The organism is Gluconobacter sp. (assembly GCF_047723935.1).
In the GTDB taxonomy this organism is placed as follows: Bacteria; Pseudomonadota; Alphaproteobacteria; order Acetobacterales; family Acetobacteraceae; genus Gluconobacter.
The window spans coordinates 404,455-421,760 of record NZ_JBDOBO010000001.1 but is presented as its reverse complement, the minus strand read 5'-3'; the positions used below and the strand labels follow the sequence as shown (position 1 = coordinate 421,760).

Genomic DNA, 17,306 nt, shown 5'->3' with positions numbered 1-17,306 from the left:
AGGCGTCAGGAGTTAGTGCAGCAGCCCGGCTTCGTGAGGGCTGTCGAGGCTGAACGTGGGGATATGCACGTCAAAGCGCTGGCCTGAAACGGGCTCGAGCATGTGGTACGTGCCGCGCATGAAACCGCTTGGCGTGGTGAGCATGGCGCCCGACGTATAATCATACTGATCTTTCGAACCGATGATGGGCTGTTCGCCGACAACGCCATCTCCGTGGACATGCTCGGTTCTTCCGAGGCCATCCACGATTTCCCAACTGCGGGAAATCAGTTGGAAGGTGTCCTCCCGGCCATTTTCGATGCAGATATGATAGGCCCACGCAAACCGGTGGTCTTCCGGCTGGGACTGGTCGTCCAGCCAGAACGTGCGGACGGTAACAGTTACGTCGTCCGTAGTCTGGCTAAAACGGGGGGCGTTTTCCATGGCTTCGGCCATTGCCGCTTCCGGATCAGCCAGGAGATGGGGTTGGGATGACTTGTCAGGCATAACGCCATTCTAATGTCATCCCGCGCCTTTGTCAGGAAAACTTATTTTGCGGCGTGAGCAGCAGCGGCACCGGCGGTGACGTCTGCAATCAGATCGGCTGCATCTTCCAGACCAACGGAAAGACGAATCACGCCGTCGGTGATGCCCAGACGTGCGCGTTCATCTTCGCCAACACGCATATGCGTCGTGGTTGCCGGATGCGTGGCCAGGCTGCGGGCGTCACCCAAATTGTTGGAAATTGCGATGAGGCCGAAGGCGTTGAGGCATGCGAAAGCGCCGGCCTTACCGTTTTCGACTTCGAAAGCGACGAGAGATCCACCGTTGCTCATTTGCTTCTGAGCAAGTTCATGCTGCGGATGATCGCTACGGCCGGGATAGCGGACATTCACGACGCCCGGCAGGCCAGCAAGTGCATCTGCGACATCTGCAGCATTGCGCGCCATGGCTTCGGTCCGAAGCTTGAGAGTTTCCAGCCCCTTCAGCAGCACCCATGCATTGAACGGAGACAGCGCGTTACCCGTGTTGCGGGTGAAGGGCTGGAGGGTCTCCTTGATCCATTTGTCGCTGCCCAGAACAGCGCCACCCAGAACACGGCCCTGACCATCAATGTGCTTCGTGCAGGAATACAGCACGACGTCAGCACCAAGCTTGAGGGGAGATTGTCCAATGGGGGAAGCAAACACGTTGTCCACCAGCAGCAGCGCGCCTGCCTTGTGAGCAAGGTCTGCAATGCGCTGGATATCGAGAACGTCCAGCATTGGGTTGGACGGGCTTTCAATCAGAACCGCGGCTGTCGGGCGGGAAAGCGCGCGCTCCCATGCCTCATAGTCATCACCATCGACCAGTTCCGTCTCAATGCCGTAGCGCGGCAGCAGACTGGTGACGATCCAGTAACAGGACCCAAAGATGGCGCGGGATGCGACAACGCGCTCCCCAGTCTTTACATGGGCCAGAAGAGCCGAAGAAACGGCACCCATGCCTGTAGAAGTCGCGATGCAGGCTTCCGCACCTTCGAGCAGAGCTAGGCGCTCCTGAAGCGTGTCAACAGTGGGGTTGCCGAAGCGGGAGTACTGGAAGTGCTCAACGTCACCCGTAAACGTCGCCGCAGCCTGTTCAGCGCTATCGTAGACAAAGCCGGATGTCAGGAAAATGGCTTCGGACGTTTCACCGAATTCAGTGCGGTTCGGTGCGTCGTGCAGGAGACGGGTGGCAGTACGCCAGTTTTCTGAAGACATAAATCAGTCCCTCCATAAGGTTTCCACCCAGACAGGCGGAAAGCATGTGGCGGGCCGTGGAAGTCCTGGGAAATCTTGGATGGAAAACCGCAGGGCCTCTTTAGCGCAATTATTTATCCTCGCCGCAAGCCGGCCGCTCAAATCACGAGGATGAAACGGTCTTTATGGCCATTTCACGAGCGGACTATGGGCCGAGGAGTGGTTTTGCGTCAACACCCCTTCGGCATGGATTGCAGAGGCGCGAAGGGGGGGGTATAAGTAGCGACGTCGCGGGTGTAGTTCAATGGTAGAACGGCAGCTTCCCAAGCTGCATACGAGGGTTCGATTCCCTTCACCCGCTCCAGACTTTCCTGAAAATTGTCAGTTCGGCCCGTTCATCTTGGGCATTGGTGGCGCGCTCAAGGTGTCTTGATACTCGTTGCCGTCCCAGATCCACTTGTCATTCTTGCCGACCAGAAGGTCGTGCATGCCTTTGTGGCGTGTAGGGAGAACGGAAATATCACCGTTCACAGAATCCAGAACCGTCTTCCAGCTGTCGTTATGGCGCAGATACACGGATGTGGTGCAGCCAGCAGACCCACAGAGGCGGGCAGACTGAAGCTGAACGAACAGGGCTTCATCATTCTTGCCTGCGGATAGTGGGGCAGAGCCTACGAGCACGACCGGGTGATCGTGATGCTTGGCGGCATCTTCCAGATCGTCCGTGTTCAGTTTGCGCGCATCAATATCAAGCTGCGTGCCCGGATGGGCAGACAGGATAACCGGTGCGGCCCCTGTGCCCACGGCGTTAGCCCGACGCGTATGATGCGTCCGGTGATGCGTTGTCGCAGCGCTCACCGTTGCGGCGACCGAGAGGGCTGAGACTGTAAGCAGCGCCAGATGGCGAAGCCGGATACGGGAAAGAATCTGCTGGATCGTCATGATGTTATTCTTAACACGGAATTAAGCCTGTCGATCCATTGGAGATTTCAGGTTTATTCGTGGCGAAGGGTAATAACCAGCACATCACGATAGGCAGGCTTGTCTGCAGCCTGTGGTGTGACGGCTGTCACGCCATGATAAACGCGATGATCGTCCACAATTGCAGCATCAAATGGCTTGGTCAGGGTGAATGAGCCCAGAAGATCTTTCTGGTCATCGTGGATTGTCGTTACCCCCTGCTCGACGTTGTGACGGCCGATCATCAAAACGAGCACCCAGTCTACGCCATCGCGATGCATGCCTTCCGGGGTAGGGCGCCCCTCACTGTTGGGGTTCGCTTCAATGCGGAACTGGTGAACCTCTGCATGCCACGTTTCGGGCCGTGATTCGGAGGGTGTCAGGGCATCTGCGAATCGACCAATTGTCCGAATGGCTGCCAGCATGGCCGGATGAGTGGCGATCGTGTCTTCAATGGGCCCGAACCAGCGTTCGATGCCACCATTAAGCAGGTTGTGATCCCGGCTTTGATAATGGGGCTGATTCGGTTTGCGCGTGATGTTTGAGGAACTGACCGCAAACGTCGCATAGCGCCGCCGCCGATAGCGGCCTCCATCGGCCATATAGAGATCAAGACCGAGGTTGTTCCAACTGGCGGCAAAAGTGTCCCAGTCTGTCAGGCCTTCATGCTCCAGAAGCGGACGCATGGTGTCCGCCTGAAGGAACTTGAAGCCCTTGTCAGACAGGATCGTTTCGACCCGTTGCATGGTCTGATCGAACGTGGAAGGCAGAAGTGCGTCGGTCATGTCTGCTCACTTGGTGATGACAAGGCCCGACGGTCACATCTGTCGGGCGATTTCAGGCGCCGAGGTCTGGCTTCACGGGAGAAAGATGCTCTTTCGCCGTCGTGCAAGCCGTCTTTACCAGACCCACGATACCAGCCTGATGCTGGCGGTACAGCCCTTCGTGAATGAGGCGTGCAAACAGGCCAGACAGCAGCCCCCCACCAAAGCTGCGGTTGGCATCCAGCATGCCCCAGCCGTTATAATCACCCAATGCCACAACAGCGCCGCGATCATTGTAAACGAATGGTGCAGGTGTCTGGCCGGCAATGATCTGCGGCAGGACACGCCCAACATACTGGCCCTGCTGGCGGGCAGCCTGAGCAGTGGGGGCCACTGGCGCGGCGTCGATGCGGGCGCAGTCGCCAATCGCGAAGATCTTGGCGTCTTCAGTTGTCTGAAGCGTCTGCGTCACGCCAAGCTGGCCTGCGCGGCCACGTTCTAGGCCATCGAACAGGCTGGTGGCATCAGAGGCACGGACACCAGCAGCCCAGATTCGGAGCGTCGCAGGAATCTGTTCGCCGGACTTGAGATTGAAACCATGCTCGTCCGCGCCGACAACCATGGCGCCGGTGCGAACAGAGATGCCGAGCTTTTCGAGCTGGCTGGCTGCCGCTGTGGAAACGGCTTCCGGGAATGCTGGCAGAATGCGCGGCCCGGTTTCGATCAGAACAGCATCAAGGCCTGTCTTGCGGACTGATGGGCCAAGGCCGGGCGCTTCATCAATGGCTTTGCAAAGCTCGGCGGCGAGCTGAACACCTGTGGCACCACCACCAACAATGCCGAGGCTCAGCTTCTGACCAGTTGCGCGGGCTGCCTGAAGGGCCTTGCGAAATTCGGAGTACAGCGTGTCGGCATCATTGAGGTTATCAATGAAGCGACAGTGATCGACGATACCCGGAATGCCGAAGTCATTGGCGCGGGAACCCAGAGCGACAACCAGATAATCGTAGGGGAGGGTGCTGCCGTTTTCGAGCGTGACCGTCTGGGCGGTACGGTTAACAGCGGTAGGTAGGCTCTGGACAAAGCTGAAACCGAATTTTCCAGCCGTTTCCGCGAAAGGAATACAGTTGCCGTCGTGCTGCATCGTGCCTGCTGCAAATTCATGCAGGGAAGGCTTCCAGTAATGGACCGGACTGCGGTCAACGAGTGTCACGGCTATGTTGTTTCGGCGACCAAGGGCCGTAGCAGCCTCAAGACCTCCGACACCGCCACCGAGAACAACGACACGAGTTGCAGCAGACATGGACAGTTTCCTCATACCAAGCGCCCGCCAATTGGAGCGATACCTGTGCTAACGGGAGGCGGAGGGCTGCACAACCCCCGCTCCCGCTCTCGTGTTGATCGCTCTAGCTGCGGTAAGAACCATTGATGTCGATGTAGCCATGGGTCAGGTCACACGTCCACACGCGGGCCTGTCCATCATCAAGCCCCATATCGACTGTAATTTCGATGTCCTGGCCCTTCATGTGTGCGACGACCGGGGCTTCATCGTAGTTCTCGACAACGCCGCCATCGCGCGCGATCCAGGTTCCGCCGATGGCGACGGACAGAAGGTCACGGTCTGCGGGTTCACCACTCTTGCCTACAGCCATCACGACGCGGCCCCAGTTTGCGTCCTCACCAGCGATGGCCGTTTTGACCAGTGGCGAGTTGGCAATCGAGAGCGCAATGCGATGTGCGGAAAGATTGGAATCTGCACCGGTGACTTCAACGCGGATCTGCTTCGTCGCCCCTTCACCGTCCCGGACAACCAGCAGGGCAAGCTCCAGAAGCAGGTCATTCAGGGCGAGGGTAAATTCGGCGAGAGCGGGATCGTTGACGTCATCAATGGCCGGATTATCGGCCAGGCCGGTTGCGAACAGCATCAGGGTGTCTGACGTGGAGGTGTCCGAATCGACTGTGATGGAGTTGAAACTCTGCGCGCAGCCGGAGGCCAGAAGGGACTGGAGAACATTCTGGGGAAGCTTCGCGTCCGTCGCGACATAAGCCAGCATCGTGGCCATGTCAGGGGCGACCATTCCAGAACCCTTGGCAATACCCTGTAGGCGAACCGGCTTGCCACCAATCGTCACGTCGCGACGCGCGGCCTTGGGGAAGGTATCCGTCGTCATGATGGCGCGGGCAGCCTGTGCCCAGTTATCTTCCGAGAGACCAGCCTGGGCAGCGGGCAGGGCAGCAATAATTCTGTCCTGTGGAAGTTTTTCTCCAATGACGCCTGTCGATGAGAGAAAAACGTCCTGCGGGGGGCAGTCGAGCAGTTTGCTCACAGCGTCTGCACAGTCCTCGCAGGCCTGAATGCCGGCCCGTCCTGTGAAGACGTTGGCGTTTCCGGCATTGACCAGAAGAGCGCGCGCATAGGGAGTTGTCTGAGCCTGACGGCACCACAGGATGGGTGCGCCAGGGCAGGCGTTCTTGGTGTAAACGCCTGCGACAATCGTGCCGGGGACAAATTCCGCGAGCATCAGGTCTGTTCGTCCCTGATAGCGGACGCCCGCGGCGACGGCGGAAAGCCGAACACCAGCAACCGTTGAAAGGTCCGGAAGAGGACGGGCCAGCGGAGAGACAGGGATCGGCTTTGCCATGGTCTTAGTCTTACTTCTTGACTGGAGCCGGTGCCGGAGCGGCCGTGACCGGCTTGCCCTGTGCGTCGAAGTGAACAACCTTCACCTGGGATTCAGCCTGCTGAACGATCTGGCGAACCTTCTCGCGGATCAGTTCCTGACGGACCTGGTCATGGATCTGGTCAAAGCTCGGGATCGGAGCTGTGCGGGAGCCCAGAACCTGGATCACGTGGTAACCGTACTGCGTGTGAACCGGCGTCTGGGAGATTGTGTTCGGCTTCATGGAGAAAGCGGCTTCAGAGAAAGCCGGCAGCATGTCGCCCTTCTTGAACCAGCCCAGATCGCCACCATTGGCACCAGCGGAGCCCTTGTCCTTGGAGAGCTGGCCAGCAAGCTTGGCGAAATCAGCACCCTTATTAAGCTGGGCGATGATGTCCTTGGCCTGAGCTTCCGTCTCCACGAGGATGTGGCGAGCGTGGACTTCCTGCTCTGGCTTCTGGTTGGCGTAATGTGTCTGGTAGTAGTCGTGCAGGGCAGCGTCCGTGATCTGCGGGCCAACCTTGGTTTCAAGATAAGCATTCTGCAGCGCGCTGTTGGCGGCGTTCTGCATGGCTTCCTTGACTTCAGGCTTGTTGGTCAGGCCTTCCTTGCCAGCGGCAATCTGGATTGCCTTCTGATCGACGAGCTGGTTGACCAGCAGCGGGATCAGCATGGACGGCTGAAGCTGACGAGCCTGCGGCGGCAGGTTACCAGCAGCCTGCTGAACGTCACCCAAGGTAATTTTTTCGCCGTTAACGGTTGCAATCACCATATCCGGGTTCGGAGCAGGTGCAGCAGCCGGGGCCGGAGCGGTTGCAGCAGGTGCGGCCGGAGCAGCAAATGCGAGGGGAGCCGAAACCGACGTGCCAGCCAGAAGAGCTGCACAGGCGAGAGTGGAGCGGGAAAGCCGCATGAAAATACCTCGGACCATAAAGAATAAGAAAAACCGAATGGAATGCACCATGACAAAGGCCGCTCAACCCTGCAAGTGCGCGCACCCTTACCATTCCGTCACGTAGCGGAAATGGGTATTTTGAGGGCCTTCTCTGGTCCCTCTCCATTGACCCATGGGCACACGGGTCCTATCTCCACCTGACGTGAAAATCGTCATTGCCCGGTTTGGGAGGTCTTTCCGATGGTGGAAAGAGCTTTTCCGGCCGGGTGCTCGGCATCTCAAGGTTCAGCATGTTCGCACGCCTCGCACGCGCCCTTTTCGGCTCCGCCAATGATCGTTCGCTCAAGGCGTATCAGCGCCGTGTGCCGGAGATCAACGCTCTGGAGCCCACGGTTCAGGGGCTCAGTGACGAGCAGCTTCAGCACAAGACTATAGAGTTCAAGGAGCGTGTCGCCCATGGCGAAACCCTTGATAAACTGCTGCCTGAAGCTTTTGCCGTCTGCCGTGAGGCCTCTCGCCGTGTTCTGGGCAAGCGTCATTTTGACGTGCAGCTGATCGGTGCGATGGTTCTGCATGACGGTCGCATTGCGGAAATGCGGACCGGTGAGGGCAAGACCCTTGTTGCAACGCTGGCTGTTTACCTGAACGCGCTGTCCGGCAAGGGCGTGCATGTTGTGACGGTGAACGATTATCTGGCCCGTCGTGATGCCGAGGAAATGTCTGTTCTTTACAGCTTCCTTGGTCTGACAACCGGCGTGATCATCCCGAATCTGGGGGATGAGGAACGTCGTGAAGCTTACGCAGCAGATATTACTTACGGAACGAATAACGAGTTCGGGTTCGATTATCTGCGCGACAATATGAAATATTCGCTCGGCGATATGGTGCAGCGTCCGTTCAACCACGCAATCGTGGATGAGGTGGATAGCATCCTGATCGACGAAGCCAGGACGCCCCTGATCATTTCTGGCCCGGCAGATGACAGCTCCGACCTTTATCGGACGGTGGATGCTGTTGTGGCCAAGCTGGTGCTGGAGCCGGAAGCTTACGATAAGGATGAAAAGCTGCGCAGTGTTACGCTGACGGAAGCTGGCTCACACCGTATCGAAGAGCTCCTGAACCAGGACGGTGTTCTGCAGGAAGGTGGCCTGTACGATATTCATAACGTGGCTGTCGTTCACCACGTCCAGCAGTCGCTTCGCGCTTATACGCTCTTCACGCGGGACGTTGATTACATCGTCCGTGACGGCAAGGTGATCATCATTGATGAATTCACCGGACGTATGATGGATGGCCGTCGTTATTCCGATGGCCTGCATCAGGCGCTGGAAGCGAAAGAGCACGTCGAGATCCAGCAGGAAAACCAGACGCTCGCATCCATCACATTCCAGAACTACTTCCGCCTGTATCCGAAGCTCTCCGGCATGACGGGTACGGCTATGACGGAAGCGGATGAGTTCGCCGAAATCTATAACCTGACGGTTGTTGAAATTCCGACGAACCGTGCCGTCAAGCGGATTGATACGGACGATGAAGTCTATCTGACTGCGGGCGAAAAATATAACGCCGTTGCAGATCTGATCCAGGAAGTGAGCGCCAAGGGGCAGCCAATTCTGGTGGGTACGACGTCCATCGAAAGAAGCGAGTACCTTTCCAGCATTCTGGATCAGCGCGGCATCAAGCATAGCGTGCTCAATGCGCGTCATCATGAGAAAGAAGCTAGCATCATCGCACAGGCTGGTGCGCCGGGTGCCATTACGATTGCCACGAACATGGCGGGTCGTGGAACGGATATCAAACTGGGCGGCAACATCGAGATGCTGACCCATGCTTACACGGATGGGATCGAGGATGACGCAGAGCGTGCGCGCATCACCGAAGAAATCCGTGCAGCCGTTGAAGCCAATCATGGCGCGGTTCATGAATCCGGCGGCCTATACGTCATTGGGACGGAGCGTCATGAGAGCCGTCGTGTTGATAACCAGTTGCGTGGCCGTTCGGGACGTCAGGGCGATCCGGGGAATTCCCGCTTCTTCCTGTCCCTCGAAGACGATCTGATCCGCATTTTCTCTGGCGACCGTATGGGCGCGATGATGCAGAAGATGGGCCTGAAGGAAGGGGAGGCGATTGTTCACCCCTGGCTGAACAAGGCCGTCGAGAAGGCTCAGAAGCGTGTTGAAGCCCGTAACTTCGACATGCGCAAGAACACGCTGAAATACGACGACGTTATGAATGACCAGCGCAAGGAAGTGTATTCCCAGCGCAAGGAATATATGTCGTCCGAAGATCTGTCGGGTGTGATTGCGGAACTGCGCCTGCACACCATTGAAGATCTGGTTCACGCCCACATTCCTGAGAAATCCTTTGCCGAGGCTTGGGATACGGCCGGGCTTACGGCTGAAATTTCCCGCGTCCTGAATCTTGAGCTTCCGATCGCTGACTGGGCGAAGGAAGACGGCATGGACGCTGACAGCGTGATCGAGCGCGTGGAAGCTGAAGCCCAGAAGGCTCAGGCTGCCCGGACGGCCAATATGGGCCCGGATCTCATGCGCATGATCGAGAAGCAGGTTGTTCTCACCACGTTCGATGCCGTCTGGAAAGAGCATTTGCATGGGCTGGATCAGCTTCGCCAGGGTATCGGCCTGCGTGCATATGGTCAGCGGGATCCGCTGAACGAATACAAGCAGGAAGCCTTCCAGATGTTCACGGCGATGCTGGATGACATGCGCCTGCGTGTGACGCAGACGATGTGCCGTATCCAGGCTGTGAGTGAACCGCCGCCGTATCCGGTGGTCGATAGCTCTGCACACCACGAAAGCTTCGAAGCGCCGCCAGCAGCGCCCGCATTGACGCAACCAGAGCCTGTTGTGAGCTTTGCCGCGCCGCAGGCACAGTCTGCGGCCGCGGGTTCAGTTAACGAGCCGGATGCAGCGACGCTTCAGCAGTGGTATGAAGAAACGCCGCGCAATGCGCTTTGCCCGTGTGGCTCGGGCCAGAAGTTCAAACACTGTCATGGCAGGCTCGTCTGAGCCTCTGACACCCGTAGAGGAAGGAGCGACCGATGGCCGGTCATTCACAGTTTAAGAACATCATGCACCGTAAAGGTGCGCAGGATGCCAAGCGCGCCAAGCAGTTCGCCAAGATCCTGCGTGAAATCACGGTTGCAGCGCGGTCCGGTCTGCCTGACCCGGCATCCAACCCGCGTCTGCGTGCTGCTGTTACCGCAGCGCGTGAAGCGAATATGCCGAAAGACAACGTCGAGCGTGCCATCAAGAAGGCATCTGGCGCTGCTGGTGGCGAAGACTATGTGGAAGTGCGCTACGAAGGCTACGGCCCGGCTGGCGTGGCGATCATCGTCGAAGGTCTGACCGACAATCGGAACCGGACGGCCGGTGAAGTTCGTGCAGCGTTCTCCAAGCATGGCGGCTCGCTGGGTGAATCGAACTCCGTGTCCTTCATGTTCCAGCGTCTGGGTGTTGTGACGTATCCGGTCGATGCCGCCTCTGAAGACGAGATGCTGGAAGCCGCCATCGAAGCTGGTGCGGATAATGCCGTGCTGACCGAGGAAGGGCACGAGATCACCTGCGAGATGGAGAACTTCTTCGCAGTGCGTGACGCTCTTGAAAGTCGTTTCGGCGAGCCACAGTCCGCCAAGCTCGACTGGCGTCCGGAAAACAGCATTTCTCTGGATGAAGAGAAGGCCCGGACAGTTCTGAAGCTGATCGACGTTCTGGAAGATAACGACGATATTCAGGCTGTTTACGCCAACTTTGATCTTCCAGACGATGTGGCGCAGGCGCTCGCCGCTTGATCCGTCTGATGGGAATAGACCCCGGCCTGCGTTTCATGGGCTGGGGAATTATTGATGTGGATGGCAACCGCCTGAAGCATGTGGCCTCTGGTGTGATTGCGACAGATGGTCATGAATCGGTTCCCCTGCGGCTCTGTGAGCTGCACGGGAAACTCCAGAACCTGATCCGTGAGTATGCTCCCGCCGAAGCAGCGGTTGAGGAAACTTACGTGAACCGCAATGGCTCCTCCACGCTCAAGCTCGGTTATGCCCGCGGTGTGGCGCTTCTGACGCCCGCTTACGAAGGCCTCCCGGTAGCGGAATATGGCGCTATGACAGTCAAGAAATCTGTTGTGGGAACTGGGTCTGCCACGAAGGAACAGGTTACGATGATGGTGAAGCGGCTGCTGCCTGGCGTCGCCATCTACAAGGCCGACGCTTCGGACGCGCTGGCTGTAGCGATCTGCCATGCCCATTATCGTGCAAGTGCGGCCTATGTAACGGCTGGAAGGCGGATGGCGTGATTGGACAGCTTACAGGGCTTGTCGGGCAGATCGAAGGAGAGCGCTGCATCGTTGACGTCAATGGCGTTGGTTATGTGGTGTCAGCGTCAACACGCACACTCTCATCTGTTCCGCAGCCTCCAGAAGTTGTGCGTCTTCTGATTGAAACCGTCGTTCGGGAAGACGCGATCCTTCTGTATGGGTTCGTGACAACGGACGAACGCGAGTGGTTCCGCCTGTTGACGACCGTGCAAGGTGTGGGTGCCAAAGTCGCGCTGGCCATCCTTTCGGCTAACTCTCCCGGTGAGCTTCTCTTGGCAATCAATGCCGGCGATCGTGGCTCTCTGACGCGGGCGGCAGGTGTCGGCCCTCGTCTTGCCGATCGAATTCTGAGCGAACTTCGCAACAAAGTCGCCAAGATGCCCGGTGGTGGCGCCTCCGCCCCGATGCCAGGCGTGGTGACCGGGCCAAGCGTCGAGAATGATGCGCTTCTGGCTCTGGCTGGTCTCGGCTTTCGGCGGGCAGAGGCCTGGCCTGTTCTCAGTCGTGTTCTGGCCGAAAACGAAAATGCCTCGCTTGATCTGGCAATCCGCCTTTGCCTGAAGGATCTCGCCCGATGAGCGAATTTCGTGAAACGGACGCCGCACGCCTGCCGGATGATATTGCCGAAGGTGGCTTGCGGCCTGAAACGCTCGCGGATTTTACAGGGCAAAAAGCAAGCCGTGAAAATCTGGCTATCTTCATCGAGGCAACAAAGGCCCGTGGAGATGCTCTGGATCATGTGTTGCTGCATGGACCGCCAGGTCTGGGCAAGACCACGCTGGCGCAGATTGTAGCGCGTGAACTGGGCGTTGGATTTCGGGCGACGTCTGGGCCAGTGATTCAGCGCGCTGGAGACCTTGCGGCAATCCTGACGAATCTTCAGCCTCGTGATGTGCTGTTCATCGATGAAATTCATCGTCTTCAGCCGGCGATCGAGGAAATTCTCTATCCAGCGATGGAAGATTTCCAGCTCGACCTGATTATCGGGGAAGGGCCGGCAGCACGTTCGGTGCGGATTGATCTGGCGCCATTCACGCTTGTTGCCGCCACAACCCGTGCAGGTCTGTTGGCAACGCCTCTTCGGGATCGTTTTGGTATTCCTCTGCGACTGGTGTTTTACACGCCGGAAGAGCTGCGGGCGATCGTATCACGCGGCGCCACGAAGCTCGGGGTTCATCTGAATGATGACGGAGCAGAGGAAATTGCCCGTCGTTCTCGCGGCACGCCCCGTATTGCGGGCCGTCTTCTGCGTCGTGTTCGGGATTTTGCGCTTGTCGCGAAGAAGCCGATCATTGATCGCGCGACGGCTGATGCCGCACTTTCCCGTCTTGAAGTTGATGAGCGCGGTCTGGATGCGATGGACCGCCGCTATCTTCAGCGTATCGCAGAGCATCACCATGGTGGCCCTGTGGGTGTTGAGACGCTGGCTGCCGGTCTGGCAGAGGCGCGTGACACACTGGAAGACGTCATCGAGCCTTATCTGATTCAGGAAGGGCTCATCCTGCGGACAGCGCGGGGGCGCATGTTGGGTGAGGCTGGGTGGAGACATCTGGGCCTGAACCCGCCAGCGAGCCAGGTTGATCTTCTGTCCGGGCTCGACGACGACACGGCAGGCTGAAGAGCTACTGCCAATGAGCGGAGAAACTGATGGCAACGCATAAGATCCGTTTCCGGGTTTATTACGAAGACACGGATGCAGGTGGCATCGTCTATCATGCCCGCTATCTCGGCTTTGCAGAACGTGCGCGCAGTGAAGCCATGCGCGATGCAGGGGCTTCGGTGACGGAGCTTCTGCGCGATTTTGGTCTGGCGTTTGTCGTGCGGCAGGTTGGGGTGCGTTATCGCGCGCCGTTGCGACTCGATGATGAAATGGAAATCGAGACAGCGCTGGTTGCAATGACGCCAACGCGGTTGAAACTTGAACAAACTGTTCGAAACAGCACGAATGGCAACGAAACCGCCGTCGTCATTGACGTAGAGCTGGCGTGTCTTTCTGCCGAAGCCATGAAACCTGCCAAAATTCCGCCTCGGTGGTGTGATGCTGTTCGAAAACTCGAGGCTGGAGAGGTCTGACCCACTTTCCTGTTTCCTCACGAAGTGCAATGGAGAGTCCTGACCCGTAAGGGACAGGATCTGGACAGGAGAGAACAGTGGATCATGAGGTAAGTTCGAGTGCGCTTGGGGCGGTCGGTGCGGCCGGTCTTTCGCCTCTGGACCTGTTCCTGCACGCGTCCATCGTCGTTAAGCTGGTCATGGTCGGGCTCGTCCTGTGCAGTGCAGGCGTGTGGGCGATCATTGCGGAAAAAATCCTTCTGATGCGTCGTGTCAATCGCGAAGCAACGGAATTTGAAGACCGTTTCTGGTCCGGTGGTTCGCTGGACGACCTTTACGAATCTGATGGCGCACGCCCGACTCACCCGATGGCTGCCGTGTTCGGCGCTGCCATGGGCGAATGGCGTCGCTCGGCACGTATTGTCGGAATTGATCTGGCGCGCGGTGGCGTGCGGGACCGTATCGACCGTGCCATCAACATCACCGTTTCGCGCGAAAACGACCGTCTGGGTCGCCGCGTGATTTTTCTTGCTACGATTGGCCCGGTTGCGCCGTTCGTCGGACTGTTCGGAACGGTCTGGGGTATCATGCATGCGTTCGGCTCAATCGCTGCCATGCACAACACCAATCTCTCCGTTGTGGCTCCGGGTATTTCCGAAGCTCTGTTCGCAACGGCGATCGGTCTTGTGACCGCTATCCCAGCCTATGTGGCCTATAACGTCATCAGCAACTCGCTGGACAAGTTCGCGGACCGCATGGATGCGTTCGGGACCGAATTTGCCGCCATTCTCTCCCGTCAGTCGGAAGAACGTGCGGACGAGACGTCCAGCGGGAAGGCCTGATCCATGGGGATGTCCGCTGGAGGAGGTGGGCGTATGGGTGGCCGTCGTCGGCGCCCCGCGTCTGAGATTAACGTTACGCCGCTTGTGGACGTCATGCTGGTGCTGCTCATCATTTTCATGGTGACGGCGCCGATGATGACCAGTGGCGTCAATGTCGATCTGCCCAAGACGGATGCCAGCCCGGTCAATGCTGACACCAAGCCGATCACGGTTTCCCTGCGCAACGATGGTTCGCTGTACCTGGGGGAAGACCCGATCACACCCGAGCAGCTTGTGGACCAGCTCAAGGTCCAGTCCCAGAACGATCCGAACCATCGGATCTTTGTCCGGGCTGATGCACATATCGACTATGGTCGCGTGATGCAGGTCATGGGACAGATTACGTCTGGCGGCTTTACGCATGTGGCACTGCTGGCTCAGCAGCCTCAGAGCGGCCAGTAAGAGGACACCGCAGTGGTGCGTCCACGTCGTTCGGACAGGCGTCGCTTTCGCAACGCGCTTCTGGGTTCAGTCGGTGTCCATGCGGCACTGATCCTGTACCTGGTTGTGCGGATCCCGTTCGAGAAACCACCTGAACCGCCGGAGCCTCCGGCGGTGCAGATGGAATTTGAGGAGGCAGGGCCTCCCACCCATCCCATCAAGGCTGATCATCCGGCTCCCAAGCCGGCTCCTGCGCCTGCGCCCGTGAAGAACGAGGCTCCTCCGTCTCCGACGCCTCCTTTGAAGGCGCCGACGGAAGAACCGCCTCCGCCACCACCGCCGCCGCAGCCTGTTCCGCCTACGCCTGAGACCAAGCCTCAGCCTCTGCCGCCGACGAAGCTTCCGCCAAAAATTACGGAGCCGTCGCCTGAGCCTGTTCCTGCGTCTCCGCCGAAGCCGTCTCCGCCGTCTAAGTCTGCAATGGTGGCTCCCCCGAGCCCGCAGACACAGAAGGCTGACAAACTGCCGGATACACCTAAGTTCTCGCATCTGACCCAGCCGAATGCGTCCAAGAATACGCAGGCGGACAGTCACTCCCTGCTGGCCACACTGGATAGTTTCCGGTCTGACCAGAAGCAGACGCATGCACCCAAGGCGAAGGCCAATCCACCACAGGGTGGAGCCCCGGACGGCGGCGGTGTGCCGAATGGCGATATCACCAAGTCTCTGTCCATGGCGGATCAGAAGGCGATCGGTGGCTCCGTGCGGCGTTGCTACACCGAAGACACGGAAGCGCGGAACTATGCGAGCTTTGTCGCGCATCTGATTGTGACGGTGGATGCAACGGGTGAGGCGCGTCTTGTGAAGTATGCTCCGGATACGGCAGCGAAGATGGCGTCAGACCCATCCTATCGTGTGCTGGCGGAGCGTGCGCGGGATGCGGTTCTGAGCCCGACCTGTGCCCATCTCCCCATTCCTTCCAACCTGCTAGGCCAGACGCATCAGCTGCGTTTTGTCTTCAGGCCGTAAACCCTAGAGGAATCATCATGACCTTCATTTCCGATTCCGAAGCTGATGCTCTGAGCGCGCTGCTGTCGCGCCGTTCCATCCTCGGTGCCACAGCCGCGGCTGGTGGTTTTCTTGCAACCCCGCTTTCCGCTTTTGCGCAAGGAACTGCGGCCGGTGGGGCTGGGGAAGCTGAAATTACCGTAGATCAGGCCCGCCAGGCGCCTATTCCCATTGTCATTCCGAGCTTTGGTGCCGGAATGGGTGAACAGATCTCCAGTGTCATTTCTTCCGATCTGGCTGGGACTGGCCTGTTCAAAGTGATGACAGGCGATGTGTCGCCCAGTGGCACGCCGGATTTCAGTGCGCTCAAGGCTCAGGGCGCGCGCGCTGCTGTTGCCGGACGTGCAGTTGGTTCGGGCAGTGTTCGTGTTGAGATGCGTCTGTGGAACGTTGTAGCCGGCGAGCAGCTTCAGGGCACGGCCTACACGGCCTCGCAATCCAACTGGCGTCGGATTGCTCATATTATTGCTGATGTGATCTATGAGCGGATGCTGGGCGAAAAGGGGTACTTCGATACCCGTATCGCTTATATTGCCCGTACGGGGCCGCGCCGTCATCAGATCACCCGTTTGGCGCTGATGGATCAGGACGGGTTCAATTCCCGCATGCTGACAGGCGGCCAGTGGCTGACCCTGACGCCACGCTTCAACCCGGCGCGCGATCAGGTTGCGTTCATGTCGTATGCGAACAACCGTCCGCGCGTGTATCTGTTTGATCTGGGCTCTGGCCGCCAGCAGATGCTGGGTGAGTTTGACGGCATCTCCTTCGCGCCGCGCTTTTCTCCGGATGGAAGCCGCGTTGTTCTGTCTGCAACGCGTGGTGGTGGATCTGACATCTTTGTTGTGGATCTGGCTTCTCGCAGCAAGCATCAGATCACCAGCTCTGGTGGTGCGATTGATACCAGCCCGTGCTTCAGCCCCGATGGCAGCCAGATCGTGTTCAACTCCGATCGTGGCGGTAGCCCGCAGCTTTACATCATGGGCGCATCGGGCGGTGGTGCACGCCGGATTTCCTATGGCTCTGGCCAGTATGGATCTCCGGTCTGGTCACCTCGTGGCGATCTGATTGCCTTTACCCGCATTGGGCATGGCGGCTTCTCTCTTGGCGTTATGAACCCGGATGGTACAGGTGAACGTATTCTGACGCAGGGATTCACAGTTGAATCTCCGACGTTCTGCCCGAATGGCCGGGTCCTTGCGTTCTGCCGTCAGAGCGCTTCGGGCGCCGGTGGTGCCGGATTTGCGTCTGGCATCGGTACAATCGACATCACGGGCTTTAATGAGCGCCCGATCCGTACGGCAACGGGTGCGTCTGACCCGGCCTGGTCTCCGCTGAACGGCTGAGCAGGTTTCTATCTCCTCGCTGGCGATGGTCAGCGGGGAGTATTCCCCCGAGAAGGTCTGGAGCGATTGCTCGGCCGTAAGGGCATTAAAGACCAATTCTGCTTTTGGAATGGGCATGCAAGAGCTTCGTGTGGAGTCGATTTGAGGTGTTTTCCTCCGACGCCAGAGTCCAGCTTTCCATCGCATCTTCTATAAACTGACTTTAGCGCCCCAGTTGTCGGGCACAATGTGCCACGCAAGCTACGCTTGGCTGATGCGCAAGTCTTG

The 17,306-nt window shown here is 58.4% G+C and carries 17 protein-coding genes, 1 tRNA gene and 1 riboswitch; of the genes, 11 read left to right on the top strand and 7 right to left on the bottom strand.

The window, feature by feature from the left end:
• Positions 1–12: 12 nt before the first annotated feature.
• Positions 13–486 carry a Co2+/Mg2+ efflux protein ApaG gene (gene apaG, locus ABF979_RS01940; RefSeq protein ID WP_415557499.1) on the bottom strand — a complete coding sequence of 158 codons (474 nt, stop codon included), beginning with the start codon at positions 484–486 and terminating at the stop codon, positions 13–15.
• Between the two features lie 41 nt (positions 487–527).
• Positions 528–1,721: an O-succinylhomoserine sulfhydrylase gene (gene metZ / locus ABF979_RS01935; RefSeq protein ID WP_415557498.1), complete on the bottom strand. Its 1,194-nt coding sequence runs from the start codon at positions 1,719–1,721 to the stop codon at positions 528–530.
• Between the two features lie 79 nt (positions 1,722–1,800).
• A riboswitch (SAM riboswitch) is annotated at positions 1,801–1,880 on the bottom strand.
• 110 nt (positions 1,881–1,990) lie between these two features.
• Between metZ and ABF979_RS01930 the strand changes: the two genes are divergently transcribed.
• Positions 1,991–2,064: transfer RNA gene (locus ABF979_RS01930), tRNA-Gly, on the top strand.
• Positions 2,065–2,081: 17 nt separating this feature from the next.
• On the opposite strand, the gene ABF979_RS01925 is transcribed toward ABF979_RS01930, so the two are convergent.
• The 5 genes from ABF979_RS01925 to ABF979_RS01905 all read right to left on the bottom strand — a co-directional run bounded on the left by ABF979_RS01925 (position 2,082) and on the right by ABF979_RS01905 (position 6,997).
• Positions 2,082–2,642 carry a hypothetical protein gene (locus ABF979_RS01925; protein ID WP_202206406.1) on the bottom strand — a complete coding sequence of 187 codons (561 nt, stop codon included), beginning with the start codon at positions 2,640–2,642 and terminating at the stop codon, positions 2,082–2,084.
• A 53-nt stretch (positions 2,643–2,695) separates the two neighbouring features.
• Complete coding sequence (locus ABF979_RS01920; protein WP_415557497.1) at positions 2,696–3,445, bottom strand: 2OG-Fe dioxygenase family protein; 750 nt, start codon at positions 3,443–3,445, stop codon at positions 2,696–2,698.
• A gap of 52 nt (positions 3,446–3,497) precedes the next feature.
• Complete coding sequence (locus ABF979_RS01915; protein WP_415557496.1) at positions 3,498–4,727, bottom strand: NAD(P)/FAD-dependent oxidoreductase; 1,230 nt, start codon at positions 4,725–4,727, stop codon at positions 3,498–3,500.
• A gap of 103 nt (positions 4,728–4,830) precedes the next feature.
• Entirely contained in the window at positions 4,831–6,066 is a 1,236-nt protein-coding gene (argJ, locus tag ABF979_RS01910) for a bifunctional glutamate N-acetyltransferase/amino-acid acetyltransferase ArgJ (RefSeq protein ID WP_415557495.1), read from the bottom strand.
• A gap of 10 nt (positions 6,067–6,076) precedes the next feature.
• The gene (locus ABF979_RS01905; RefSeq protein ID WP_099211107.1) at positions 6,077–6,997 is read right to left on the bottom strand and encodes a peptidylprolyl isomerase; all 921 of its coding nucleotides are present in this window, start codon (positions 6,995–6,997) and stop codon (positions 6,077–6,079) included.
• Positions 6,998–7,269: 272 nt separating this feature from the next.
• Between ABF979_RS01905 and secA the strand changes: the two genes are divergently transcribed.
• The 10 genes from secA to tolB all read left to right on the top strand — a co-directional run bounded on the left by secA (position 7,270) and on the right by tolB (position 17,039).
• Positions 7,270–10,008: a preprotein translocase subunit SecA gene (secA, locus tag ABF979_RS01900; protein ID WP_415557494.1), complete on the top strand. Its 2,739-nt coding sequence runs from the start codon at positions 7,270–7,272 to the stop codon at positions 10,006–10,008.
• A 32-nt stretch (positions 10,009–10,040) separates the two neighbouring features.
• Positions 10,041–10,790 (top strand): YebC/PmpR family DNA-binding transcriptional regulator, encoded by a 750-nt coding sequence (locus ABF979_RS01895; protein WP_415557493.1) that lies wholly within the window; start codon positions 10,041–10,043, stop codon positions 10,788–10,790.
• Positions 10,787–11,293 (top strand): crossover junction endodeoxyribonuclease RuvC, encoded by a 507-nt coding sequence (ruvC, locus tag ABF979_RS01890; protein ID WP_046899942.1) that lies wholly within the window; start codon positions 10,787–10,789, stop codon positions 11,291–11,293. The genes ABF979_RS01895 and ruvC overlap by 4 nt, the downstream gene beginning before the upstream one ends.
• Positions 11,290–11,892, top strand: coding sequence for a Holliday junction branch migration protein RuvA (gene ruvA / locus ABF979_RS01885; protein ID WP_046899941.1), 603 nt, complete (start codon positions 11,290–11,292; stop codon positions 11,890–11,892). Before ruvC ends, ruvA begins: the two co-directional genes overlap by 4 nt.
• Positions 11,889–12,932 (top strand): Holliday junction branch migration DNA helicase RuvB, encoded by a 1,044-nt coding sequence (gene ruvB, locus ABF979_RS01880; protein WP_046899940.1) that lies wholly within the window; start codon positions 11,889–11,891, stop codon positions 12,930–12,932. The genes ruvA and ruvB overlap by 4 nt, the downstream gene beginning before the upstream one ends.
• A 29-nt stretch (positions 12,933–12,961) precedes the next feature.
• Positions 12,962–13,387 carry a tol-pal system-associated acyl-CoA thioesterase gene (ybgC, locus tag ABF979_RS01875; RefSeq protein WP_046899939.1) on the top strand — a complete coding sequence of 142 codons (426 nt, stop codon included), beginning with the start codon at positions 12,962–12,964 and terminating at the stop codon, positions 13,385–13,387.
• Positions 13,388–13,464: 77 nt separating this feature from the next.
• Positions 13,465–14,208, top strand: coding sequence for a protein TolQ (gene tolQ / locus ABF979_RS01870; protein WP_046899938.1), 744 nt, complete (start codon positions 13,465–13,467; stop codon positions 14,206–14,208).
• Between the two features lie 3 nt (positions 14,209–14,211).
• Positions 14,212–14,649: a protein TolR gene (tolR, locus tag ABF979_RS01865; protein ID WP_046899937.1), complete on the top strand. Its 438-nt coding sequence runs from the start codon at positions 14,212–14,214 to the stop codon at positions 14,647–14,649.
• Between the two features lie 12 nt (positions 14,650–14,661).
• The gene (locus ABF979_RS01860) at positions 14,662–15,657 is read left to right on the top strand and encodes a hypothetical protein (protein ID WP_046899936.1); all 996 of its coding nucleotides are present in this window, start codon (positions 14,662–14,664) and stop codon (positions 15,655–15,657) included.
• 17 nt (positions 15,658–15,674) lie between these two features.
• The gene (tolB, locus tag ABF979_RS01855; RefSeq protein WP_415557492.1) at positions 15,675–17,039 is read left to right on the top strand and encodes a Tol-Pal system beta propeller repeat protein TolB; all 1,365 of its coding nucleotides are present in this window, start codon (positions 15,675–15,677) and stop codon (positions 17,037–17,039) included.
• The last annotated feature ends 267 nt before the right edge of the window (positions 17,040–17,306 follow it).

Excerpts from the sequence above, each read along its gene's own strand:
- ABF979_RS01895 (WP_415557493.1), top strand. The coding sequence starts at position 10,041 with ATGGCCGGTCATTCACAGTTTAAGAACATCATGCACCGTAAAGGTGCG.
- metZ (WP_415557498.1), bottom strand. The coding sequence starts at position 1,721 with ATGTCTTCAGAAAACTGGCGTACTGCCACCCGTCTCCTGCACGACGCA.
- ABF979_RS01905 (WP_099211107.1), bottom strand. The coding sequence starts at position 6,997 with ATGCGGCTTTCCCGCTCCACTCTCGCCTGTGCAGCTCTTCTGGCTGGC.
- ABF979_RS01925 (WP_202206406.1), bottom strand. The coding sequence starts at position 2,642 with ATGACGATCCAGCAGATTCTTTCCCGTATCCGGCTTCGCCATCTGGCG.
- tolB (WP_415557492.1), top strand. The coding sequence starts at position 15,675 with ATGACCTTCATTTCCGATTCCGAAGCTGATGCTCTGAGCGCGCTGCTG.
- tolR (WP_046899937.1), top strand. The coding sequence starts at position 14,212 with ATGGGGATGTCCGCTGGAGGAGGTGGGCGTATGGGTGGCCGTCGTCGG.
- ybgC (WP_046899939.1), top strand. The coding sequence starts at position 12,962 with ATGGCAACGCATAAGATCCGTTTCCGGGTTTATTACGAAGACACGGAT.
- ruvB (WP_046899940.1), top strand. The coding sequence starts at position 11,889 with ATGAGCGAATTTCGTGAAACGGACGCCGCACGCCTGCCGGATGATATT.
- apaG (WP_415557499.1), bottom strand. The coding sequence starts at position 486 with ATGCCTGACAAGTCATCCCAACCCCATCTCCTGGCTGATCCGGAAGCG.
- ABF979_RS01920 (WP_415557497.1), bottom strand. The coding sequence starts at position 3,445 with ATGACCGACGCACTTCTGCCTTCCACGTTCGATCAGACCATGCAACGG.
- argJ (WP_415557495.1), bottom strand. The coding sequence starts at position 6,066 with ATGGCAAAGCCGATCCCTGTCTCTCCGCTGGCCCGTCCTCTTCCGGAC.
- secA (WP_415557494.1), top strand. The coding sequence starts at position 7,270 with ATGTTCGCACGCCTCGCACGCGCCCTTTTCGGCTCCGCCAATGATCGT.
- ABF979_RS01915 (WP_415557496.1), bottom strand. The coding sequence starts at position 4,727 with ATGTCTGCTGCAACTCGTGTCGTTGTTCTCGGTGGCGGTGTCGGAGGT.